17 protein-coding genes are annotated in these 23,470 nt (G+C 54.5%); 2 read left to right on the top strand and 15 right to left on the bottom strand.

The window, feature by feature from the left end; all coding sequences use genetic code 11:
* Positions 1 to 190: 190 nt before the first annotated feature.
* From JQ822_RS11820 to JQ822_RS11760, 13 genes are all read right to left on the bottom strand, one after another.
* A complete protein-coding gene (locus JQ822_RS11820) occupies positions 191 to 409 on the bottom strand; it encodes a zinc ribbon domain-containing protein (protein WP_213133625.1) in 219 nt (72 codons plus the stop codon).
* Positions 410 to 462: 53 nt separating this feature from the next.
* Positions 463 to 1,497 carry a Gfo/Idh/MocA family oxidoreductase gene (locus tag JQ822_RS11815; RefSeq protein ID WP_213133624.1) on the bottom strand — a complete coding sequence of 345 codons (1,035 nt, stop codon included), beginning with the start codon at positions 1,495 to 1,497 and terminating at the stop codon, positions 463 to 465.
* Between the two features lie 63 nt (positions 1,498 to 1,560).
* Positions 1,561 to 3,102 carry a peptide MFS transporter gene (locus tag JQ822_RS11810; protein ID WP_213133623.1) on the bottom strand — a complete coding sequence of 514 codons (1,542 nt, stop codon included), beginning with the start codon at positions 3,100 to 3,102 and terminating at the stop codon, positions 1,561 to 1,563.
* Positions 3,103 to 3,403: 301 nt separating this feature from the next.
* Positions 3,404 to 4,876 carry a ribosome biogenesis GTPase Der gene (gene der / locus JQ822_RS11805; RefSeq protein WP_213133622.1) on the bottom strand — a complete coding sequence of 491 codons (1,473 nt, stop codon included), beginning with the start codon at positions 4,874 to 4,876 and terminating at the stop codon, positions 3,404 to 3,406.
* A gap of 117 nt (positions 4,877 to 4,993) precedes the next feature.
* Positions 4,994 to 6,172 carry an outer membrane protein assembly factor BamB gene (gene bamB / locus JQ822_RS11800; RefSeq protein ID WP_213133621.1) on the bottom strand — a complete coding sequence of 393 codons (1,179 nt, stop codon included), beginning with the start codon at positions 6,170 to 6,172 and terminating at the stop codon, positions 4,994 to 4,996.
* Between the two features lie 10 nt (positions 6,173 to 6,182).
* Positions 6,183 to 6,803 (bottom strand): YfgM family protein, encoded by a 621-nt coding sequence (locus tag JQ822_RS11795; RefSeq protein ID WP_213133620.1) that lies wholly within the window; start codon positions 6,801 to 6,803, stop codon positions 6,183 to 6,185.
* 13 nt (positions 6,804 to 6,816) lie between these two features.
* A complete protein-coding gene (gene hisS / locus JQ822_RS11790) occupies positions 6,817 to 8,091 on the bottom strand; it encodes a histidine--tRNA ligase (protein ID WP_213133619.1) in 1,275 nt (424 codons plus the stop codon).
* Positions 8,092 to 8,201: 110 nt separating this feature from the next.
* On the bottom strand, positions 8,202 to 9,320 hold the full coding sequence (ispG, locus tag JQ822_RS11785; RefSeq protein ID WP_213133618.1) for a flavodoxin-dependent (E)-4-hydroxy-3-methylbut-2-enyl-diphosphate synthase: 1,119 nt from the start codon (positions 9,318 to 9,320) through the stop codon (positions 8,202 to 8,204).
* A gap of 26 nt (positions 9,321 to 9,346) precedes the next feature.
* Positions 9,347 to 10,345, bottom strand: a complete 999-nt coding sequence (rodZ, locus tag JQ822_RS11780) for a cytoskeleton protein RodZ (protein ID WP_213133617.1) — start codon at positions 10,343 to 10,345, stop codon at positions 9,347 to 9,349.
* Positions 10,346 to 10,630: 285 nt separating this feature from the next.
* A complete protein-coding gene (locus JQ822_RS11775; protein ID WP_115257784.1) occupies positions 10,631 to 11,797 on the bottom strand; it encodes a bifunctional tRNA (adenosine(37)-C2)-methyltransferase TrmG/ribosomal RNA large subunit methyltransferase RlmN in 1,167 nt (388 codons plus the stop codon).
* Between the two features lie 169 nt (positions 11,798 to 11,966).
* A complete protein-coding gene (gene ndk / locus JQ822_RS11770; protein ID WP_213133616.1) occupies positions 11,967 to 12,398 on the bottom strand; it encodes a nucleoside-diphosphate kinase in 432 nt (143 codons plus the stop codon).
* A 137-nt stretch (positions 12,399 to 12,535) separates the two neighbouring features.
* The gene (gene pbpC / locus JQ822_RS11765) at positions 12,536 to 14,842 is read right to left on the bottom strand and encodes a peptidoglycan glycosyltransferase PbpC (protein WP_213133615.1); all 2,307 of its coding nucleotides are present in this window, start codon (positions 14,840 to 14,842) and stop codon (positions 12,536 to 12,538) included.
* Complete coding sequence (locus JQ822_RS11760; protein WP_213133614.1) at positions 14,843 to 19,774, bottom strand: alpha-2-macroglobulin family protein; 4,932 nt, start codon at positions 19,772 to 19,774, stop codon at positions 14,843 to 14,845.
* Positions 19,775 to 19,980: 206 nt separating this feature from the next.
* On the opposite strand from JQ822_RS11760, the gene sseA reads away from it, so the two are divergent.
* Both sseA and timP read left to right on the top strand, forming a co-directional pair.
* Positions 19,981 to 20,832 (top strand): 3-mercaptopyruvate sulfurtransferase, encoded by an 852-nt coding sequence (gene sseA / locus JQ822_RS11755; protein ID WP_213133613.1) that lies wholly within the window; start codon positions 19,981 to 19,983, stop codon positions 20,830 to 20,832.
* A gap of 339 nt (positions 20,833 to 21,171) precedes the next feature.
* Entirely contained in the window at positions 21,172 to 21,300 is a 129-nt protein-coding gene (timP, locus tag JQ822_RS24385) for a small toxic inner membrane protein TimP (RefSeq protein WP_342344240.1), read from the top strand.
* Between the two features lie 36 nt (positions 21,301 to 21,336).
* Here timP and sseB read toward each other — a convergent pair whose 3' ends face one another.
* Both sseB and pepB read right to left on the bottom strand, forming a co-directional pair.
* Positions 21,337 to 22,113, bottom strand: coding sequence for an enhanced serine sensitivity protein SseB (gene sseB, locus JQ822_RS11750; protein ID WP_213133612.1), 777 nt, complete (start codon positions 22,111 to 22,113; stop codon positions 21,337 to 21,339).
* Between the two features lie 70 nt (positions 22,114 to 22,183).
* Entirely contained in the window at positions 22,184 to 23,467 is a 1,284-nt protein-coding gene (gene pepB, locus JQ822_RS11745; protein WP_213133611.1) for an aminopeptidase PepB, read from the bottom strand.
* Positions 23,468 to 23,470: the final 3 nt, after the last annotated feature.

Here is a 23,470-nt window from a genome sequence, read left to right as displayed (position 1 = left end):
AGTTGCTGTACAACAGGAACATTATATTTATGATTCACCCTAATGAATGCCTTTACAACCTAAATATAATCCTAAAAAATCAGCCAAATTATAAAAAAAGACAAAATATTTGCGATAATAATAGTTAAAGCTGGCTGATATTCATTGAATATATTAACCAGCAAAAATCATTTGTTGGCTATAATATATTTTATATTACAACATTATATTCCACGCATTTTTTCGAGATAAGGCCATGGCCGTTCTGACAGAAATAATCCACTGCGCCGCAGGCTTTTAATACTTGCAGTGGCAGATGGCATTCCGGACAACGTGCATCCAGTTGAATATCTTTGTGACAATGCTCGCAGTGCGCCACACCATTTTGTGGCTCCAGCTCAGCATGACAATCCGGGCAGGTAATCGACATATCGTGTCCTCGTACAGAAAATGTATTGCTGCTTTTATTTTAACACTATGCGCTTAATGTGGCCCACGTAACTGCTGCTGTAATGTTAACAGGCACTCCACTTCTTCCAGCCTGCGCAGTGTCGTTTGGCTCACTTCCTGCGGACAACGTTCAAACAAACTTTGCGCTCCCAGAATTTGCTCAGCAAGACAATGGGCGTAAATCGTACCGGTAATGCTCCAGCGTTGCACCACCTCACCATCAATCACTTCCAGCACATCTACCGCACCGCATCGGTCATGGCTGATGATACTTCCGTCGCGAAGATAAATCCGCAGACCTTTTTGTCCGCCAGCAGGTCCCGCGTATTTGTTGAGCCAGATATCCAGTGGAATACCGCTTATCTGCCCTTGCAGATGCGCCTCGCCTTCTGCCGTAGTCAGGTCATTCAGGGGGATATCACGCCCCAGACGGTCTTTCGCACTCACCACCCGCAGCACCATCTCATTATTCCCTCCCAGATACCGTACCGTTTCCCTAAGCATTGCCAACACGTGCGTACCGATATCCAGAATCACGCCATCCGGGTGGCGAAGTTCACGCGTGTCCGGTTCACCGGTGGCAAAGTTAAGTGCTATCGGCTCCCCTGCGGCGTTAAACCCACTTGGTTCCTGCAAGAAACCTTCGATTTTCACAATCTCGGCAAAAGTGCTGACCAACCCTCGTGTCACCGTTTCAATGCGCGCCATCCAGTGGTCGAGCGCCAGCACACGATCGGCTGCGCCTGGCTGGGCCAAAAGCGTTTTCAGTATTTCAATTTGGGCGAGCGTGGCAACAATAGGTTTTTCAACCACGATATGAGCGATGGGAGAGGCCAGGGCTTGTTCAAGCACCTCAAGGTGATGCAGGGACGTGGTCGTGATAAACAAGGTATCCAGAGGCTGAGCAAGCAGCGCTTCGAGCGATGTACAACGCGTCACGCCTGCTGGCTGTTTTGTGGATTGAACGTCAAATCCCACGCAGCAGAGTGAATCACCGAACCTGTTACGTAATGCAGGCAAGTATGCCGTTTCAACGACTGCGCCAAGTCCAACAAACCCAAACAGCATGTTCTTACCTCGAAAATTAAATGGCCGGGGCATAACGTCTGCCCCGGCAAAATCGAGGTGTTATCAGGCGCTGGTCACCGGTTTAGTTTGCGTATTTTCCAGCATGCGACGAATCGGCACAATGAGGACGATCAGTACTGCGGCGCAGATCAGCAGCGCAATAGAACAGCGTGCGAAGAGATCTGGCAGCATATCCAGTTGGTCAGCCTTCACATGGCCACCAATCAGACCCGCGGCCAGGTTACCCAGCGCACTGGCGCAGAACCACAGCCCCATCATCTGTCCACGCATTCTTTCCGGCGCCAGCAGCGTCATGGTCGCAAGGCCAATCGGGCTCAGACAGAGTTCGCCGAGCGTAAGCATCAGGATACTGCCCACCAGCCAGAATGGAGAAACGCCCGCGCCGCCATTTGCCAGCACGTCCTGCGCCGCCAGCATCATCACGCCAAAGCCCGCCGCCGCGCAGAGAATGCCGATGACAAACTTGGTGATACTGCTTGGGCGAATGTTCATGCTCGCCAGTTTTGGCCACGCCCAGCTGAATACCGGGGCCAGCAAGATGATAAACAGCGCGTTGATCGACTGGAACCACACCGCCGGGATTTCAAAATCACCGATCATACGGTTAGTGTAGTCATTGGCGAACAGGTTGAACGAAGTAGGCTTCTGCTCAAACGCAGACCAGAAGAACGCAGCGGAAACCAGCAGGATAAAGCAAACCAGCAGTCTGGCGCGCTCTTTACGGCTCAGACCGGCAAAGACAAACAGATAGATAAAGTAAAGCGCAACTGACGCGGCAATCACGTACACCAGCATGCTGGCAACCGCGACCGGATTAATCACAATCACACCCTGCGCAATCAGCGTAACGATAACCGCCACACCAACCGCCAGCGCCAGTAGCCATGCGCCCACCCCGTTACGCTTCACGACCGGACTGTTCCAGGTCGAGTCCAGACCCACTTCGCTATCGTAACGTTTCATTGCCGGAACGGCAAAGAGACGAAAGATAAGCAACGCCACCAGCATTCCGATACCACCGATACCAAAACCCCAGTGCCAGCCGTGGGTTTTAATCAGCCAACCGGAGATCAATGGCGCAATGAAGGAGCCCATATTGATGCCCATGTAGAACAGCGAGAAACCGCCGTCGCGACGCGCATCGCCTTTTTTATACAGCGTACCCACCATCACCGAGATACAGGTCTTAAACAGACCGGAACCGAGCACGATAAACATCAGGCCGATAAAAAACAGGTTGTCTCCCATGATGGCCGAGAGAGCAATCGACAGGTGGCCGAGCGCAATCAGAATGGAGCCATACCAGACCGCCCTCTGCTGGCCGAGCCAGTTATCCGCCAGCCAGCCGCCCGGCAGCGCGGCAAGATACATTGTACCGGCAAAGATACCGACAATCGCCGAGGCGTTTTCACGCGCCAGCCCCATGCCGCCGTCATAAACGGTAGCCGCCATAAACAGGATCAGTAACGGGCGAATGCCATAAAACGAGAAACGCTCCCACATCTCTGTGAAGAACAGCGAGCCGAGCGGGTAAGGATGGCCGAAGAACGTTCGGCTTTCTTGCGGTTGAGTAGAGGATTGCATAATTCTCCTGAAAAGATATGTCGTCGTGCTTATAAACACCGCGATGTACGCCGACCAGTTACGTAGCTGGCCGATTTTTTACATGCGGCGAAGATTTATTTAACCATTTGATAACCTGACAGTAGTTTTGTCTAGTACCAACCGGGGGACTTTAAGATGAAAACTCGACAATTGTCTACTTTCTTAGATTTAAACTTGGCAAAAAACGAATAGTGATTGACATCAAACAGGCGGACGCTTGCGATAAAAAAGGTGAAAAAAGCCCGCGACATGCGCGGGCTTCTATCGAAGTCAAAATGAATTATTTACTTTTTTTGATGTGCTGAATCAGACGCTTACGTTTACGCATCTGCGTCGGCGTCAACGTATTGCGCTTGTTCGCAAATGGGTTTTCCCCTTCTTTGAACTGAATACGGATCGGCGTTCCCATCACTTCCAGTGATTTACGGAAGTAGTTCATCAGATAACGTTTGTAAGAATCCGGCAGGTCTTTGACCTGGTTGCCGTGAATCACCACAATCGGTGGGTTGTAGCCACCGGCATGCGCATATTTCAGCTTCACACGACGACCGCGCACCAGCGGCGGCTGGTGATCTTCTGTTGCCATGGTCATGATGCGAGTCAGCATCGCGGTGCTGACGCGGCGGGTTGAGCTGTCATACGCTTCACGCACCGATTCAAACAGATTGCCTACGCCGCTACCGTGCAACGCAGAGATAAAGTGTACGCGCGCAAAATCAATAAAGCCCAGACGGAAGTCCAGCGTCTCTTTGACCTGCTCTTTCACTTCCTGCGTCAGGCCATCCCACTTGTTGACCACGATAACAAGTGAGCGCCCACTATTGAGGATAAAGCCCAGCAGCGACAGATCCTGATCGGAAATACCTTCGCGCGCGTCAATCACCAGCATCACCACGTTGGCGTCTTCAATAGCCTGCAGCGTCTTGATAACAGAGAACTTCTCTACCGCTTCGGTAATTTTGCCGCGTTTACGCACGCCCGCCGTGTCGATCAGCACGTATTCGCGCCCATCGCGTTCCATCGGGATATAAATACTGTCACGCGTGGTTCCCGGCATGTCGTAAACCACCACTCGGTCTTCGCCAAGAATACGGTTAGTGAGTGTGGACTTACCTACGTTCGGACGTCCGACAATCGCCAGTTTGATTGGCAAATCCTGCGGGTTGAAGTCGTCTTCAGGCTCTTCTTCGCCGTTTTCTTCGGCTTCCAGCTTCGCCCAGTATTCTGCGTCTTCATCCACTTCTTCCTGTGGTGCAACGTCATCCATCCACGGCAGAAGAACATGCTCCAGCAGGCTGAGAACGCCACGACCATGGGACGCCGCGATCGGGTGAATCTCACCTAAGCCCAGCGAATAGAAATCAACAACCGCCTGATCCGGATCTAGCCCGTCAGTTTTGTTGGCGACCAGGAAAGTTGGTTTTTGGCGTGAACGCAGATGCTTGGCGATGGCTTCATCTGCCGGCATCAGGCCAGCACGCGCATCCACCATGAACAGCACAACGTCGGCTTCTTCGATGGCTAACAGCGACTGTTCCGCCATGCGCGTTTCAACACCATCTTCGGTGCCATCAATACCGCCGGTATCAATACAGATAAACTCGCGGCCTTCAATCTCCGCACGACCGTACTTACGGTCACGAGTCAGACCCGGGAAATCCGCAACCAGCGCATCTCGGGTGCGAGTTAGACGGTTAAATAACGTGGATTTGCCAACGTTAGGGCGCCCGACAAGCGCGACCACAGGTACCATGTTTAAAGCCTCATTTAAAAAATCATCAGACAACGGACGCATTTTTACGCCATTGTTAAAAACAGTAAAACGGCCCCTGCACCAGGAGCCGTTTTTCAAAGCGAGCGGCCAGGACGATTAACGCGTAATGGAGTACAGCGTACCGTCTTTTGCCTGGATCAGCAGTTTACCATCAGCCGATACCGGCTCGGTCAGGAAACCAGAGCTGTCGACTTTCTGCTGGGCCACAAAGCGGCCATCATCAACGTTGATCCAGTGCAGGTAGCCTTCGCTATCACCAACAACCAGGTTGCCATTATACAGCGCCGGAGACGTCAGCAGACGGTGCAGCAAATCGCTTTGCGTCCACAGCGTTACGCCGCCGTCAGTGGTCAGCGCCAGCACGCGGTCATTCTGATCAACCAGATAGATACGATTGCCGTCGACGATGAAATCATTCACCGAACCAAGTTCACGTTTCCACATAATCTGGCCGCTGCGCAGATCCAGCGCCGTCAGGTTACCATTATAAGCCAGGGCGTACACAACGCCATTAACGATAACCGGCGTGGTGTCTACATCACTCAGACGGTCGATTTCAGTTGGACCAGTCGCCTGAGAAATACGTTGCTGCCAAATCATCTGGCCCTGTTGCATCAGCACGGCGCTCACGCGACCGTTATCACCGCCAACAATCGCGGCACCGAAAGCGCTAGCCGGGGCAGACTCACCGCGTAAAGAAAGCGATGGCATATCCAGGTTGACGGTCCATTTGACGGCACCGTCAGCTTCGTTCAATGCCTGCAGCTGACCGTTGCTGGTGTGAATCAATACCACGCCATCGCTCACCACCGGGCGAGACAGCGCTTCACCGGCGACTCGGGTCTGCCATGCAATGGTACCGTCACTGGTGTTAAGCGCATAAACCTGCGCTTTTTCACTACCGATATAAACATGACCACCGGAAACCGTTACACCGCCAGAAAGCTGTGCAGAAGCGCGAGAGAACCAACCGTCTTTCTCACCGAGATTAACAGACCAGACTTCTTTGCCGTCGTCCGCATTCAACGCTTTCACCACACCCGCGCGCGAGGCAGCATAGACAACGTTATCCGCCAGTGCAGGATGAAGATTGGAATAGAAATCACCAATACCGTTACCTACAGACGTGCTCCATTCAGTGGACGGAGTAAACTGGTTTTCAACCACCGGTAATGGGGACATCTTAACGACATCTTCTTCGCCACTAAACAGTGAACAGCCGCTTAATAGGGTAACGGAAAGCAGCCCTGGCAGAAGTAATTTACGCAATTGCATCGGGTCCCTCTCAGATGGACAAATTATTGATTTTCATCTGCATCATTTCGCTCAGAGCAGGAGAGGCATCGCTTTTCACGCCAGCTTCCCATGCGCTACGCGCACCTTGTTTATCGCCTTTGCTCAGCAACGCTTCGCCACGCAGATCGGCGACAATTGCCGTCCACCCTTCACCTTTAATGGTATCGAGTGTTTTCAGCGCGGTATCCGCTTGCTTAAGCTGAACCTGAACACGCGCAAGACGCAGATTAATCACCGCTTTGAGATTCTCATCGCTGGTAGCCGCCAGTCCTTGTTGCAGCTGGGTAGCGGCTTTCTCAAGTTCGTTTTGGTCAACAAACTGCTGCGCCAGTTCCATCGAAGCTAACGCGCCGTAGGTATTTTTGTTCTCTTGTGCAAATTTCTCTGCTGCAGGAATGCTATCCTGTTTGCCCGCGCTAACCGCAGTCACCGTATTTTGATACGCCAGAGAAGCAGAGCGTGCGGACTCCGTCTGATGACTGGTCCAGTAACGCCAGCCAACCAGCGCACCAACCCCTAAAATCACCCCAACCACCAGCGCTTTACCATTCTCGGCAAAGAAGCGTTTTACCGCATCAACCTGGTCGTTTTCGTTTTCATAAATTTCCACGCAGTCCTTCTCCTTAGCAAGTCAACGTGCGCAAATGTGCGGCAACGCTATCCTGCGCTACTGCCGTTTGCTCACCAGTGCGCAAATCCTTCACTACGACAGTACCGTCAGCCACTTCGGACTCACCCAGTACCAGTGCAACGCGAGCGCCCCACTTGTCGGCGCGAGCAAACTGTTTCTTAAAGTTGCCGCCACCGTGGTTTGTCATCAGTTTCACACCCTGTACTTCATCGCGCAGACGTTCTGCAAGCCGCATTGCCGCCGACTGCGTATCCGCACCTGAAGCGATCAGGTATATATCGACAACGGGAGAGGCAATAAATTCCGGATTAACTGCCTGAACTAACAAAACAAGTCGTTCCAGGCCCATCGCGAAACCAACCGCAGGCGTTGCACGACCGCCAAGCTGCTCTACCAGACCGTCGTAACGACCGCCCGCACACACGGTACCCTGCGAGCCCAGACTGCTGGTGACCCACTCAAATACGGTACGGTTGTAGTAATCGAGACCACGAACCAGGCGCTGGTTAACGGTGTAGGCAATACCTGCTGATTCCAGCAGCTTGCACAGACCGGCGAAATGCTCGCGTGAGTCGTCATCCAGGTAGTCGCCAAGCCGCGGCGCATCGTTAAGCAGAACCTGGACTTCCGGATTTTTGGAGTCAAGTACACGCAGCGGGTTGGTATACATGCGACGCTTGCAGTCTTCGTCCAGTTTCTCTTTATGCTGTTCCAGATACGCGACCAGCGCATCGCGGTAGTTAGCACGCGCTTCCAGTGAACCAATGGAGTTCAGCTCAAGACTGACATGCTCTGAAATACCCAGCGCGCGCCACCAACGGGCGGTCAGCATAATCAGCTCAGCATCAATGTCCGGGCCTTGCAGACCAAACACTTCGACACCCAGCTGATGGAATTGACGATAGCGACCTTTTTGCGGGCGCTCGTGGCGGAACATCGGCCCGATATACCACAGACGCTGTTCCTGATTGTACAGGAGACCATGTTCGATACCGGCGCGTACGCAGCCAGCCGTCCCTTCAGGACGCAGAGTCAGGCTGTCGCCATTGCGGTCCTCAAAGGTATACATCTCTTTTTCAACCACGTCGGTGACTTCACCGATCGCGCGTTTGAATAACGGGGTCTGCTCTACAATCGGCAAGCGGATTTCACTGTAACCGTAGCTGCCGAGCACGTTTTTAAGAGTGCCTTCAATGCGCTGCCAGATGGCGGTTTCGCCAGGCAGATAATCGTTCATGCCGCGAATGGCTTGAATGTTTTTTGCCACGTTTATTCTCTTTATGGATATAAAAATGAACCCTCAGCGCTAACCCGAACGATGCGGGCGCCATGCGGGTTCAATCATACACGGGAAGCACACCGCTTCCCATCACGTTATTATTTTTCAAGCTGCTGCACGTCGATACGACGCGCTTCGTCCAGAATACTTGCCTTAGCGCGAATACGGGCCTCAAGCTGCGTAATCATGTCGTCGTTGTCGAGTCTGTCCTTACGCACGCCGTCTTCATACAGACCGCTTTTCTTGTTGCCGCCCGTCACACCCAGCGTAGAAACCAGCGCTTCGCCCGGGCCATTCACCACACAGCCGATGATTGAAACGTCCATTGGCGTAATGATGTCTTCCAGGCGCTGCTCCAGGGCGTTCACCGTGCCAATGACGTCAAACTCCTGACGAGAACAGGTTGGACAAGCAATAAAGTTGATCCCGCGCGCGCGAATGCGCAGCGATTTCAAAATATCGAACCCTACCTTGATCTCTTCCACCGGATCGGCAGCCAACGAGACGCGCAGCGTATCGCCGATCCCTTCGGAGAGCAGCAGACCCAGACCGATCGCCGACTTCACGGAACCGCTACGCAGGCCACCCGCTTCGGTGATCCCCAGATGCAGCGGCTGATCGATTTGCTTCGCCAGCAGGCGATAGGATTCAACGGCCAGAAAAACGTCAGACGCTTTGACGCTGACTTTAAACTGATCGAAGTTCAGACGATCCAAATGATCGACGTGGCGCATTGCTGATTCGAGCAACGCCTGCGGCGTCGGTTCGCCGTATTTTTCCTGCAGATCTTTTTCCAGCGATCCACCGTTCACGCCGATGCGGATTGGAATGTTTTTATCGCGCGCGCAGTCAACCACCATGCGAATACGATCTTCACTGCCGATATTACCTGGGTTGATGCGCAAACAATCGACACCGTATTCCGCCACTTTCAGCGCAATACGGTAATCGAAGTGAATATCGGCAACCAGCGGGACATTAACCTGCTGTTTGATAAGCTTGAACGCTTCTGCGGCATCCATTGTCGGTACTGAGACACGAACAATGTCTGCGCCTACGCGTTCCAGCGCTTTGATCTGATTAACCGTCGCTTCCACGTCAGTGGTACGCGTATTGGTCATTGATTGTACGGCAATGGGCGCGCCATCGCCAATCGGCACGTTCCCAACGTAAATGCGTGTCGATTTTCTACGTTGAATTGGAGCCTGGTTATGCATTAAGAAATCTCCCGCATTGCCGTCTGTTACTGAGCCGGTGATTGTTCGGCATTAACGGTCAGACGCGCAACCTGGTTAGTTCTGATAAAACGACTCAGATCGACAGGTTTACCCTGGAACTGAATCTGCACTGCAGCTGGCGCGCCGATTTTCAGTTTATACGGCGCCTGACCGGCAAGGTTCAAATTGCCATCTTTACGCTGCATCCCGCTGAACAGTTTTTTACCGGTCGCATCGGTCACTTCCAGCCAGCAGTCGGCGGTAAAATTCATCACCAGCGCGTTAGGATCGGCAGCAGGCGTTGTCACACCGGCCTGATCGGTCGGTAGCGGTGCCGCGGTAGCTGGTGCGGTTGGTGTAGTCGTTGTGGTGTCGACGTTCGCCTGAGACGGTGCGATTACCGCATTCTGTTGAGCATCGGCGACTGGTGCAGACGTTGCGGCGGCGTCAGGCGCTGGCGTAGCGTCAGCTACCGTACCGTCTTCCGGCGCCGGGGTTGTATCCTGGCTTGCCGCGGCACTGGTATCTAACGGTACGCTCTGTGCATTGTCTTTGCCGGCGTTCAGCTCAGCGGAGGATTGATCGGCCATCGTGGTGATCTCTTCCTGCTGCGCTTTATGGTTCTGCCACCACCAGGCGCCAGTGAGTCCAACTACGACAAACAGTACCAGCCAGGTGAAGGTCATTAACCAGCCATCGCGTTTTTTACGTCGCTTACCGAGCGAGAAGCTCTGCATTGGCGCCACTTTAGCTGGGCGAATCGGAGCCTGTTTTTCCAGCCCTGGCAACAGTTCTTCTTCAGGAATATGCACCAGACGCGCATAAGAACGGATATACCCACGCAGGAATGTTGAAGCGAGATCGGCTGGTGCCTTATCTTCTTCAATATCGCGTACCGTGGAAACCTTCAGGCAAAGTCGTTCCGCGACTGCCTGCTGGCTGAATCCGAGTTGTTCACGGGCATTGCGCAGACGAACGCCTGTGGATAGTGCTTCATTTTTGTCGTGCGTGGCTTCAGTATTCATTCGCTACAGCTGCGTAATATTTGGGTTCTGATGCCGGTGAGCCATAATGCTCACCCACACCGCGAAACATCTGGTCAGTTAACCTTCGTCAGACAGTATAAAACGGTCAGACTACCAATGACAAAACAGCGTAAACTTCAGGGCTAAACTCTTGTTACGCCGTTACATACTGCCCTAAAGTCGACAGAAACGCACCGTTAATATTGACCTGACGAGTATAACAAAGGACCGCATGTAACTCATATTGCACTACGGTACATTAATTATACCGTAGTGCACTCAACATCAAACGGTCTTGATGTCGATAGCATCACCCTGCATGCGCTTACGCAGGGTACGCTTGGTACGGTCAATGACATCGCCCGCCAGCTGACCGCAGGCCGCATCAATATCGTCGCCGCGTGTTTTACGCACAATGGTCGTAAAACCATAGCCCATCAACACTTTGGAGAAACGATCGATACGGCTGTTAGAACTGCGTCCGTACGGTGCACCCGGGAACGGGTTCCATGGGATCAGGTTGATCTTACACGGCGTATCTTTCAGCAGTTCCGCCAGCTGATGCGCGTGCTCGGTACCGTCATTGATGTGATCTAACATCACGTATTCAATGGTGACGCGACCCTGGTTGGCGTTAGACTTCGAAATGTAACCACGCACGGACTCGAGGAACGTTGCGATATTGTACTTTTTGTTGATCGGCACAATCTCGTCACGAATTTCATCGTTCGGCGCGTGCAGGGAAATCGCCAACGCAACGTCAATCATATCGCCCAGTTTATCCAGCGCAGGAACAACGCCTGAGGTAGACAGCGTGACGCGCCGTTTCGACAGCCCGAAACCGAAGTCATCAAGCATGATTTCCATCGCCGGAACCACGTTGGTCAGGTTGAGCAACGGTTCACCCATCCCCATCATCACCACGTTGGTGATAGGACGCACGCCCGTTGCTTTCACCGCGCCGACGATTTTCGCCGCACGCCAGACCTGACCGATGATTTCCGACACCCGCAGGTTACGGTTAAAACCCTGTTGAGCCGTAGAGCAGAATTTACACTCTAATGCACAGCCGACCTGTGAAGAAACGCACAAGGTGGCGCGATCGTCTTCCGGGATATACACGGTTTCGACGCGCTGATCGCCAACGGCAATGGCCCATTTGATGGTGCCGTCAGATGAACGCTGCTCTTCCACCACTTCCGGGGCACGAATTTCAGCCACTTCTTTCAGCTTGTTGCGCAGCACCTTATTGATGTCAGTCATGTCATCAAAATTGTCGCTGCAGTAGTGGTACATCCACTTCATGACCTGATCGGCACGAAACGGCTTTTCGCCCATCTCTTTGAAGAATTCGCGCATCTGCTGACGGTTCAGATCCAGCAGGTTAATTTTTCCATTTTTATTTGGAACCGCAGCAATGACGACTTCAGAGGTGTTAACTAATTCAGACATAATTTTTTCCGGCCTCGTTGTTACACGTTATGGCCCGTGGAGGGTTAAAAAGAAACGCCCCGGCAAGCGGTCTGCTCTTCCGGGGCGTTGCATTGTACAAAGTCTGGCGCAGGGATGCCACGTTTGCACGAAGCATTAGCGAAAATAATATGTAAACGAGCCCGTTAAATTAACGAGTACGAGCGCACACTTCGCCTTCACCAAAGAAATAGGCGATTTCACGCGCGGCAGATTCAACGGAGTCGGAACCGTGGGTGCCGTTCTCAGTAAAGCTGTCAGCGTAATCTGCACGCAGCGTGCCTGCCAGGGCATTCGCCGGGTTAGTTGCACCCAGCAGATCGCGGTGACGCTGAACGGCGTTTTCGCTTTCCAGTACGGAAACAACAATCGGGCCAGAAGTCATGAATTCAACCAGGCCGTCAAAGAACGGTTTACCGTCGTGCTCGGCATAGAAACCACGCGCCTGTTCAACGGTCAGATGCAGCATTTTAGTGCCGACAATTTTGAACCCTGCTGCTTCAAAGCGTGCGAAGATGCTTCCAATAACGTTTTTTGCCACCGCGTTTGGTTTGATGATGGAAAAAGTACGTTCAATAGCCATGATTACCTCTGAAAAAGATGTTTTGTTGTGGTTTACCTGGCGCGGATTATAAAGAGCATCCCGGCAGTTGACTATTGATGGAGGTAACATTTCTTTAAAATAAGATGAATTTTAGCAACAAACCACATCAAGCTAGTCTACTGCAAAGCAAATCTCACTGTGGCAATCTGCCCACCAGCATCCATCACCAACAGCTGATACTCCCCTTTTACCGTTAAGCGCAGGGTAAGATTCCGCCCACGCTCATCCAGCCGCTCACCATTAAGAAACCACCAGCGCTCACCTGTCCCACCGCTGGTTTGCACCGGCACTGAGACCTCCGGTGAACCGGGTAAGCGTTTCACAATCGCGCCATCGCGAACGCCTGTCAACTGGAGCGGTAAAGAAGCGTCCTGCCCCAACGGCGGACACGTGGCAGAAACCGGTGGTAGCCGTGCGGCTCGGCGCTCAGATTGCGGCAGCCATGGCTCCAGCGGCAGCGGCCAGACAATTAATGTATGCTCACGCGCCTGCGGACAATCCGACGCCACACGCTTGCCTCTATCGTCCAGCCAGACGGGAAAACGAATGCCATTAACGCCTTCCTGCTCGGGTAATAACAGCGTAGGTGGTTGACTGCCGTCCAGTAGCCAGGTGGCTAAGCGGCGGCGACAATTGCCATCACCGTCTGGCAAAAATTGACCGCCCGGCCAACACACCACTCCTCTACTGACCGACTCTGGACGCGGGTCTTCAGGCTGATTTGTCCCACGAGCCAACAGTAAGTTATTAACCTGATTCAGCACAGGCACCGCACTGGCAAAACCGAATTGCCCCACTACCGGCGTCCCGTCTGGCCTGCCGGTCCAGATACCAATCACGTAACGAGAGTTGATGCCAATCGCCCACGCGTCACGATAGCCATAGCTGGTGCCCGTTTTCCACGCCAGCGGCACCACACGGCTCAGCGCATTATCCGGCAGGGGCTGCGCTTCGTCCGCCATGATTCGCCGGATAATCCACGCCGCACCCGCCGACATCAGCGGGCGTTCTAACTGCGGGTCTTCCGGCTGCAGACGCAGTTTCCCCGCTTTTCCCTGGCGGGCAAATACGCTGTACGCTGCGACCATGTCTTCAAGCCTGGCCCCCGCACCACCGAGGATCAGCGACAGATTTGGCGCTGCCCCTGCGGGCAGATACAGCGGTAAGCCAACGTTACGTAACGATGCGGCAAAACGCTTCGGACCGTAAGCTTCCAGCACCTGGACTGCGGGTAGATTCAGCGAACGCACCAGCGCCTCGCTCATACTTACCGGACCATGAAAACCGCTGTCAAAATTCCCCGGTCGATAATCGCCGGTACGCCGCGGTACGTCCTGCAATAATGAAGCCGGGTGAATCAATCCGTCATCCAGCGCCAGGCCATAGATAAACGGTTTTAGCACCGATCCCGGCGAGCGGACTGCACTCACCATATCCACATGGCCAAAGCGAGTGTCATCATTCATATCCACCGAGCCGACCCAGCCACGCACGCTCATATCGGTATGATCGACCACAATCATCGCCAGCGAACTGCGCGCCGGTAGCCGACCTTTCCAGTTTTGCGCCAGCTCTTCCAGTTGGCGTTGCAGTCCGGCGTCCAGCGTAGTGACAATTTTGTTGCTGCGGCTTTTATTCAGCATCATGCGCGAGAACAGCGGCGCTAATTGCGGCATCTGTCTCGGTGCCAGCCAGACCGGTTCTTCACGTGATTCCTGCGCCTGTTGTACCGACCAGACGCCCTGCGTCGCCATGCGTTCGAGCACTTTATTGCGCGCGACTTCTGCCCGCTCCGGCCAACGGTCTGGGCGCAAACGACTCGGCGCCTGCGGCAGAACGGCCAATAGCGCAGCATCGGAGTAACTGAGTTGTGCAGGTGATTTGCCAAGATACGCCCAGCTTGCGGCCCCCACCCCCTGCAGCGTACCGCCAAACGGCGCACGATTAAGATACAGCGTCAGGATGTCACGCTTGGAGAGATGCCACTCCAGCTGGAATGCGCGCCAGAGCTGGCGGAACTTGCCGCCAAAAGTGCGCGGATGCGGGTCAAGCAGTCTCGCCACCTGCATGGTGAGCGTACTGCCGCCTGAGACGACGCGTCCTGAAGAAAGGTCCTGCCATGCCGCACGCAGCACTGAAAACGGGTTGATGCCGGGATGTTTCCAGAACCAGCGATCTTCGTAGTTAATTAGCGCTTCAAGATATCGGGGCGATACCTCTTCAATGGTGACCGGATAACGCCAGATACCATCCACGTCGGCAAAGCGCCACAGCGGGGTACCATCGTGGGCCACGACCACCCGCGCAGGATTAACCTCATGCAACGGCAGCGGCCAGATTTTATCTGCTGCCCACACCGCCACCCCTGTCAGTAACGCAACGACTGCCAGCCAGCCGCCGCGTTTAGCCCACCTAAGCATCATTTACGGTCTGACAATCAGCGGGCCCTCAGCCGTACCGGTGGCGCGCCACTGCGGAACATACATCGACTCCACTTGTGGCACAGGCACCTGATACGTTCCCGGCGTGACCGCGCGCGCCAGATACACTAACGTTACCGGCTGTCCTTCGTTGACAGCAACCGCCGCGACAAAGCGATCGTCGCGGAACTCAACGTGCTGGATATCCGCCTGCTGCATTTGATTGAGCAGATTCGCCACTTCACTGCCGCTCTCCTGCAGGCTGGCGCTGCCGTTGGCCAGATTCTGGTTTTCCAGCTCCAGCCCGGCGGGCAATAGATCGACCACCAGAGCATCCGGTACATTCTGGCTGGCTTTCACCTCCAGCCAGATCAGCACCAGCTCGCCGCTGCGCAGAGACGAGAGCGATTTACTCTGCCCATCGGTACCCAGAATCTGACGCTCAATGTGCAGCACATTGCTGGCAGGCTGCGGCGAAGTTTGCGGATAACCACTCACATCCAGACGCAACCACAGCGGCAGATTGCCCGTATTGGTCACCGTCAGAGTAGACAACTGTTCAGCATCCAGATTGCGGGTTTGCGATTTCTCGCCCGCCAGCGTCCGATCGGAGAGTGAGGTTTGCGCCTGCCACGAGCCAGGCAAATCCTGCAATGTACGCGCAGCAAGGAACAGCGCATTATTTTCCTGAGTGGAGAGCCAGCGTTGACCAAAAGCCTGTTCTGACAGCGTGTTCAGCAATGTGTTTTGAACGTCGGGTTTCAGTTTGTTCTCTTCCAGTAACGCCAGCATCAGCGCGTTGTCGCGCAGTTGGCTGCCGTAATCCGCCATCCACTGCTGCGCATCGCGGCGCGGCGTATTGATGCCCAGCGTCAGCGCTTGTTCGCTACGATTCGCATCACCCATGTTTTTCAGCGCGACCCCCAGTTGCAGCAGCGGCAGACCAGAGGCGGCCTGAGCACGACGCTCCCAGATCTCGCGCAGTGCGCCGAGCGGGGCTTTCTGCTGACGGGCAAGTACCAACGCGGCATAGGCCTGCACGGCAAACCGACTGGCTGCGGTATCATCGGTGTAACGAATCGACATCATGCCCGGATCCTGCAAATAACGCAGCAGCCGCGCGTTACCCCGGTTAATAACCTCTGCCGGGACGCTGTATCCCTGCTCATTTGCCCGGACGAGGAAATCCATGACATAGGCACTCAGCCAGTACTCTTCCGGTCCATTTTTATCCCACAGCGCAAACCCCCCGTCGTCACGCTGCATTTGCAGTAACCGGGAAATGCCGATCTCGACCGCCGCACGGCGTTTATCATCGCTGTCGCCCGCAATACCTAATGCCTTCAACTGAGCGGCGTTGGTATATAAAGAAGGGAACAATCCACTTGCTGTCTGCTCCAGACAGCCGTATGGATAGGCTTTCAATTCGCGGATGTAGCGCGCCAGATTCAGCGGCGGTTTGCCGCTAAACAGCAATTGCCCCTGCATCGTGACGGGAGAGAAGTTGGCCAGTTCTTCGCCCGGAACCTGCCAGGTTTCGCCCAGCTGGAGCGCGACGCCGTTGTTGATGGTTTGCGCCGGGAACGCCGGGCGCACGCCAATCTTCCACTGTTTATGCTGAACAGGCAGCGTTTCACCCGGCAGCGCCAGGCCGCTAATTTGTGCCTGAATTTCGCCATCGCCAAAGCCTTCCAGCGCACGCACCGGAATAAACAGCGTAGAACGCACGCCCGGCGCCAGACTCACCGGAACCGGATCTTGCGCCACCAGTTCCAGTAAACCGCTGGCAACAAGCTTTATATTCAGCGTCTGCGGTTTGTCGGTCAGGTTGGTCACGTCCAACGTCAGGCGCGAGGTGTCACCCCCAGCCATAAAGCGCGGCATATTCAGTTCTGCGATCACCGGCGCGGCGACGATCACTTTGCTTTCGCTGCTGCCAAAGTCATCTTCCGTCCAGGCCTGCGCCATCACCCGCAGTTCACCGTTGAAATCGCCAATCGGTAACGTCACCGCCCCCTCGCCCTGCTCGTTGAGCGTGACCGGTAACGCTTGTTGCGCCACGATATTGACGTGATTGACCGGCGGTTTGCCGCCGCGTTTTAACTCATCGCCATCGCCACCAAAACGCAGCGCCGCCAGACGACCTTGCCCTTCAATTACCTGGCCGTAAATGTCATAAATATCTGCACCGTAGCGCTTTTGGCCGAAAAATGCCTGCCACGGATCCGGCGTGGTGTAATCCGTGATATTCAACACCCCGCTATCGACGGCGGACACCAGCACATTAACCCGCTTTGGCACATCGCCATTTTTAACACTGGCTTTCACTTTGACGGTCAGCGGCTGATTGGGGCGCATTTTCGCCGGGTTCTCCAGCGTTAAATCAAGGCGACGGTTTTCATCGCCCAACGGTAAATGCAGTAATCCCACCGCACGTTTTGGCGTCGCTGAGCGGGATTTGTCGCCAGGACGTATCACTAAAGCACTGAGATACAGGTCATGCCGATTCCAGGTTTTATCAACCGGAATAGAGAGATCTAGTCCATTCGCAGGTACGTCGATCTCTTGCCACCACAGCGGACCTTCGCTGGACTCGACCATTGCGTAACCTTTACCGGCGGCGGGTGCGGCAATGTGCAGCTTCATGGTGTCGCCAGGACGATAATTGGGTTTATCCAGTTTCAGGGTCACGCGATCCGGGCGCACAGCCCCGCTGCCGTCGCTGTTATCCTGCCAGCTGTATCCGGCCCAGAAGCGTACGCTGCTCACCGCATCGTTCGGTGCTTTTACTTCCAGACGGTAAGCGCCCCACTCAACCGGGAAGCTGACTTTGCCGGTTTCATCGGCCTTAAGATCCAGAGCCTGCTCGCCTTCAACCAGATCTTTTTGATCGAACTGAGATTGCCAGCCCTCGCCCTCAGACCAGTTCCAGTAGTAATCCCGACGTTCACGGATCAAACGCACCTGCAAACCGGAGACCGCTTTTTTCTCACCTTTCGCATCGGCATAGACAATATCAAACGCGGCGTTGCTGTCTTCGTCGACGATGGGTTGATTCACCGTGGTGTCGGTGCGGTAATCATAAACGGCTTTCGCAGCAAACTGCGGGCGAATACCCGGTAGGGTATCCGCAGGCCAGATCGCCTGCTCAACCCGGCGGGTCACCGGACGACCACCCGACTCCAGCAGGCTGGCCTGTAAAATGACCTGTAAAGGCGAGTGAGCTTCCTGCCACTGGCTGCTCGTTGTGACTTCGCCGCGACCATTTTCATCCAGCGTCAGCTGCACTTCATCGAGGCTGCGGGAGAGGTTCTCTTCAGCAATATTACCAAACTGGAATCCCGGCAATGTCTGCACCGCTTCACGCAGCGGTCGCAGGAAAAGCTGTCCTTGCAGGGCATTACCATTGGCGGGCGCACCGTAAAGGTAGTAGCCCACCACCGAAAATTTCACCTCATCCGCTGGAGCAATCGGCGTTTTGCTGGCGGAGAGATTGAGCGCCATCCGCTCGGGCATAAAATCTTCGACGTGGAAATCCCACATCCGCGAGCGGTTATCGCCGGTGTTGGCGCGAATATGCCACATACCGGTTGGCGCACTGCTATCCAGCGGCCAGGTCAGGCGGTACAAACCGTTTTCGGGCTGGCTGACCACCGTGCGCAATACCTGCCCGTCGGGTTTCACGACTTCCAGCTTAACCGGCTGATCGGGCAATGTTTTGCCGTCGCTGTCGCGCAGCAGTCCGTTGAGGATCACCGTTTCGCCCGGACGATAGAGATCGCGCGGGCCGAACATGAAGAACTGTTTGCTGTATCCCGGTGCTCCCGCGATATCAAATTCAGCCAGATCCAGCGCCGGGAGTTTCAGATCCAGCAGCGTGGTTTGCCCGTCTTTACGCGCCAGCAATAAGGCGGCGTCCTTATCCGTCTCGAGCTTCACGTGCCCCTGCGCATCACTGGTCGCCTGCGCCAGTGTCTGCCCTTTCTCATTGAGCAAGGTGACATCAATCCCCTGCTGCGCAGCGCCGTTTTCGAGACTCTGAGTAAAGACATCCAGCTGATTGTGGTAACGGTGTGCGGAAACGCCAATATCGCTGAGCGTGAATAGCGTGGCAGCATTGCTGTAGTTGTATTGCCCGGCCTGGTTCATCACCGCAACGTAAACGCCCGCCTGCTGCAACGGCTTGATATCGCCCAGCGGCAGCAGCAGTTTCTCGCGAGTATTGCGCGCAGGGTTAAGGTCAAAGCGCCCGGTATAAACCAGTTCTGCCATCTTTAGCAGGGTATCGGATTCCCAGTTAGACAGCGAGTTGCGGTATTCCCACTGGCTGACAAATGCGCCGAGCGATTCGGGTTTTACGCGAAAGAAGTTCACATCCACGCTGTTGACGTTCAGCGCCATCACCGGTAGCCCTTCGATCACTTTTCCCGGTAGCAGCGAGCCACGACTGGCAAACCCGACACTCGGCTGGACATCACGAGTGGTAATGTTTTTTTCATACTCGATGCCAAACGTCGCCTTATTCAGCGCCAGCAAATCGCGCTCGATGGTCACCACCAGCTCGCGGTTAGGCTCCAGATGACGTAAGCGTAGCTCTTTCAGGTTTGGCGCCAGTTCCCAGGCTCCGTCCACTTTGCCGCTTTTTTTATCGACAACGTGCACTACGCGAGAAAAATCTTGTTCAGGATCGAGAGGAATAGAGAAGGTTAAAACGAGCGTTGCAGCACCATCGAGCTGGACCTCAGAGGCGTCCAGCAGCGTCAGCGGCTTGCCCTGACTTTGCTGCATCAGCTTTTGTAATTGCGCCGGATCTTTTGCCGGCGTGGTCTGTGGAGCGGGTGCATCATTTTTTGCCGCCGTCGACGGCTTATCGTTATTATCGCACCCCGCCAGCGCCAACATCAGCATACAGGCCGCTACGCGTAAATGTTTCATTTTTCATCCCTGGCCGTAGTGGCCCGTTAGCTACGTAGAACAACTATTATGCGTCAGATTTCCGTCTGTGAAAGCCAGTAACAGTACAACGTTGTCCTAATTTTCGTGATTAATGTGGATTCGCCTGACAAATCAGCCTCTTTTACTTGTCGCTTAGCGGGAAACGTCCGACAATTTGCCGAAACCTGGTAAAAATGGAGATGCCTATGACCACCGCCTTCTTTGTCGCTGCCGACTGGCTTGTCGAACACATTGACGATCCGGAAATACAAATTATTGATGCCCGGATGGCTCCTCCAGGACAGGAAGGTCGCGATGTTGGCGAGGAGTATCGCGCCGGTCATATTCCTGGGGCGGTCTTTTTTGATATCGAAGCGCTCTCCGATCATACCTCTGCGTTGCCGCATATGATGCCACGTCCGGAGGCTTTCGCCGTAGCCATGCGCGAGTTGGGCGTAAATCAGGATAAACATCTGGTCATCTACGATGACGGCAATCTGTTTTCCGCTCCGCGCGCCTGGTGGATGCTGCGCACGTTTGGCGTAGAAAATGTCTCCATTTTGGCAGGCGGTTTTGCGAGCTGGCAGCGTGATGCGTTACCGTTGCAGGAAGGGAGCGTTGATTTGCCCGAAGGCGAGTTTGACGCCGCGTTTATACCAGAGGCCGTAGTGCGGGTGACCGATGTTCTGCTGGCCAGCCATGAAAAAACTGCGCAGATTGTCGATGCGCGCCCGGCTGCGCGTTTTAACGCGGAAGTTGACGAACCCCGCCCTGGCCTGAAACGCGGCCATGTTCCCGGTGCGCTGAACGTACCGTGGACAGAACTGGTTCGTGGCGGCGAATTAAAAACCACCGATGAGCTGGATGCGATTTTCTTCAGCCACGGCGTGAGCTTTGACAGACCGATCATCGCCAGCTGCGGCTCCGGCGTAACGGCTGCCGTGGTGGTGCTGGCGCTTGCCACGCTGAGAGTTCCCAACGTTGCGTTGTATGACGGCGCGTGGAGCGAATGGGGCGCGCGCAACGATTTACCGGTAGAGCCGGCCGAAGCTAAATAAATTCTGATTTGTTCATCTTTTACGCCCACAAAAAAACCGCTCATTTGAGCGGTTTTTTTGTGCTGGTCCGGTTCGCGGCCTTTCCAGCAGGCTGTGTTGCCATAGCAACGCAGGCGCACCTCAGTAGTTAAATATTCCGGTTTAAGAGAATAAAAGTCAAGTTAATTAACAGGGAAACTATTCAACATTTAATGTATTATTTTGAGCGGCCCTTTCCGCTGTCTCGCAAACGGGCACTGGCTTTAGGGAAGGTCATTGTATGGCCGTATACGCAGGCGCACCTCAGCGCTTGCTATCACGGCACGATCGCCAGTGGTGCTGTCGTGATGCGGTCTTCGCATGGACCGCGCAATGAAGATACGGTACTTCTGTATCGTGCTTGTTGTTTCTGGCGCGTTGTGCCTTCACGGAGATCGGAGTTACTCAGGTAATTCTGTACGCGTGACGCTCAGCGCCCAGGGCAAGTAAGCCAGGTAGCCGCCCTTCGGGGCGGCTTTCCTTTACTTAGATAATCCGGTTCTGTTTAAAGTCACGCAGGAAGCCGCCCCAGCGACGCTCGTAGAAAGGCGCGATGTGTTCGGTAATAAAGTGGCTGACCCCTTTCTCACCTTTCACCACCTGGCAGATATCAATCGGCTCATCACCCGGTAACGTATCGGTTGCAACACTACCCGTGGCATGAATAATCTCTTCAATATCACCATCGGCTTCAATGCCAATCAGCAGGTTCGGCTGGGCTTCCGCACTTTCTTTGATCGAGCAGAGAAATGCGCGTTTTACCGGCTTAATGGTTTTAAACAGCGTAGTCAGTGAGTCAATCATCTGCGCCGGAGGTTCTGCAACCTCGGAGAGGATCAGCGACTCGCCGCCTTCCAGCACTTCCTGGGTACTCAGCGGATCCCCTTCTTCGCCCATCAGCAGGCTGATTTCGCGCGGCATAAACTCTTTGCCAGTTGGCAGTTTGGCGTTGAGGAACAGCGTTTCACCCAGCGTCATTTCAAACAGCGTGCGTACCGGCATCACAACAAATGCCTGTTCGTCTTCAACGGCCTGCTGCAAGGCTTCAAGGGAGGTGAAAAACGGGATCACGGTGGTGCCGTCTTCTTTTTCCCAGTGCTGCAGATCCAGCGCGCTGTCTTCAACCACCGCCTCGCCTTCTGCGGCCGTTCCCGGAACCCAGACAGTGGATTCCAGCAACGTACGGAAAAATGCCGGGCGATGCGCAGGTTCAGTCGCCGCTTGTTCCAGCAACGTTTCTAATTCGTTTTTTGTTTCGGACATAAGGATCACAAATTGGATGAATATATGTAGGCCGGATAAGCGTAGCGTCATCCGGCAATACAGTCATGAATTATGCGGTTAACAAATTCGCGATGGTGCGCACACCCAAACCGGTCGCGCCCGCAGACCACTGCTCAACCGGCGCTTTGCGATAGGTCGCAGAGCAGTCAATGTGCAGCCAGCCTTGCTGATAGTTTTCCACGAAGTGGGACAGGAAGCCCGCAGCGGTGCTTGCGCCCGCCGGGTAAGCCGCGCTACCGGTGTTATTCAGCTCGGCAAAGTTAGACGGCAGTTGGCTACGGTGAAACTCTGCCAGCGGCAGACGCCAGAACGGCTCGTTTTCTTGCGCCGCGCTTGCCATCAGGCGAGCCGCCAGCTGGTCATCAAAGCTAAACAACGCGTGATAATCGTTACCCAGCGCCGTTTTCGCCGCGCCGGTCAGCGTAGCAGCATCAATAATCAGTTCCGGTTTCTGCGCGCTGGCGTCAATCAGACCGTCCGCCAACACCAGACGGCCTTCGGCATCAGTGTTCATCACTTCAACATTTTTGCCGTTGCGATAGCGAATAATATCGCCGAGCTTAAAGGCATTGCCGCTGATCAGGTTATCCGCACAGCACAGGTACAACTTCACGCGCTTGTTCAGACCGCGCGTGATGGCAAACGCCAGTGCGCCGGTTACCGTTGCGGCACCGCCCATATCGGACTTCATCGAGTCCATAAATGCGCTTTGCTTGATGCTATAACCACCGGAATCAAAGGTGATCCCTTTACCCACCAGGCAGGCGTAAACCGGTGCTTCTTTATCCCCCGTCGGGTTGAAGTCCAGCGCCAGCAACACCGGCGGACGTTCAGATCCACGGCCTACCGTGTGCAGGCCCATGTAATTCTGCTCGCGCAGATCTTCGCCTTTGGTGATGCGGTAAGAGACGTTATCGCACGCAACAGAGCACAGCAGGTCTACGGCGCGCTGCGCTAACTGCTCTGGACCAAGCTCTTCTGCCGGAGCGTTAATAGTGTCACGCACCCAGTCAATAATTTTCAGGCGGCTATCCAGCTCTTTGCGCTGCGCCTCGTCCAGGGCTGCCCACTCAACTTTGCGAGTGCCTTTTGGTCCTTTGTAGCCCTGCCAGAACGCCCAGCTACGTTCGGTATCCCAGCCTTCACCGTCCAGTTGGACATGTTTAATACCCAGGCCGTCAATTTTACGTGCGGCGCGCTGAATAAGGCCCAGGTCATCTTTTCCATTAAGGTGCAGGGTAATACCGTCGCTACTAATGCTGTAGGTCGCTTTTCCGCCCCAGCGTGCGTCAGCTGGCTGCGTGGAAAGCGTAATTTTCATGGCTTCTGTCATTTT

This window comes from Citrobacter sp. FP75, from assembly GCF_018342065.1.
Classification (GTDB): domain Bacteria; phylum Pseudomonadota; class Gammaproteobacteria; order Enterobacterales; family Enterobacteriaceae; genus Citrobacter.
Note: the sequence above shows the minus strand (reverse complement) of the source record. Positions and strands in the feature narration are given on the sequence as shown.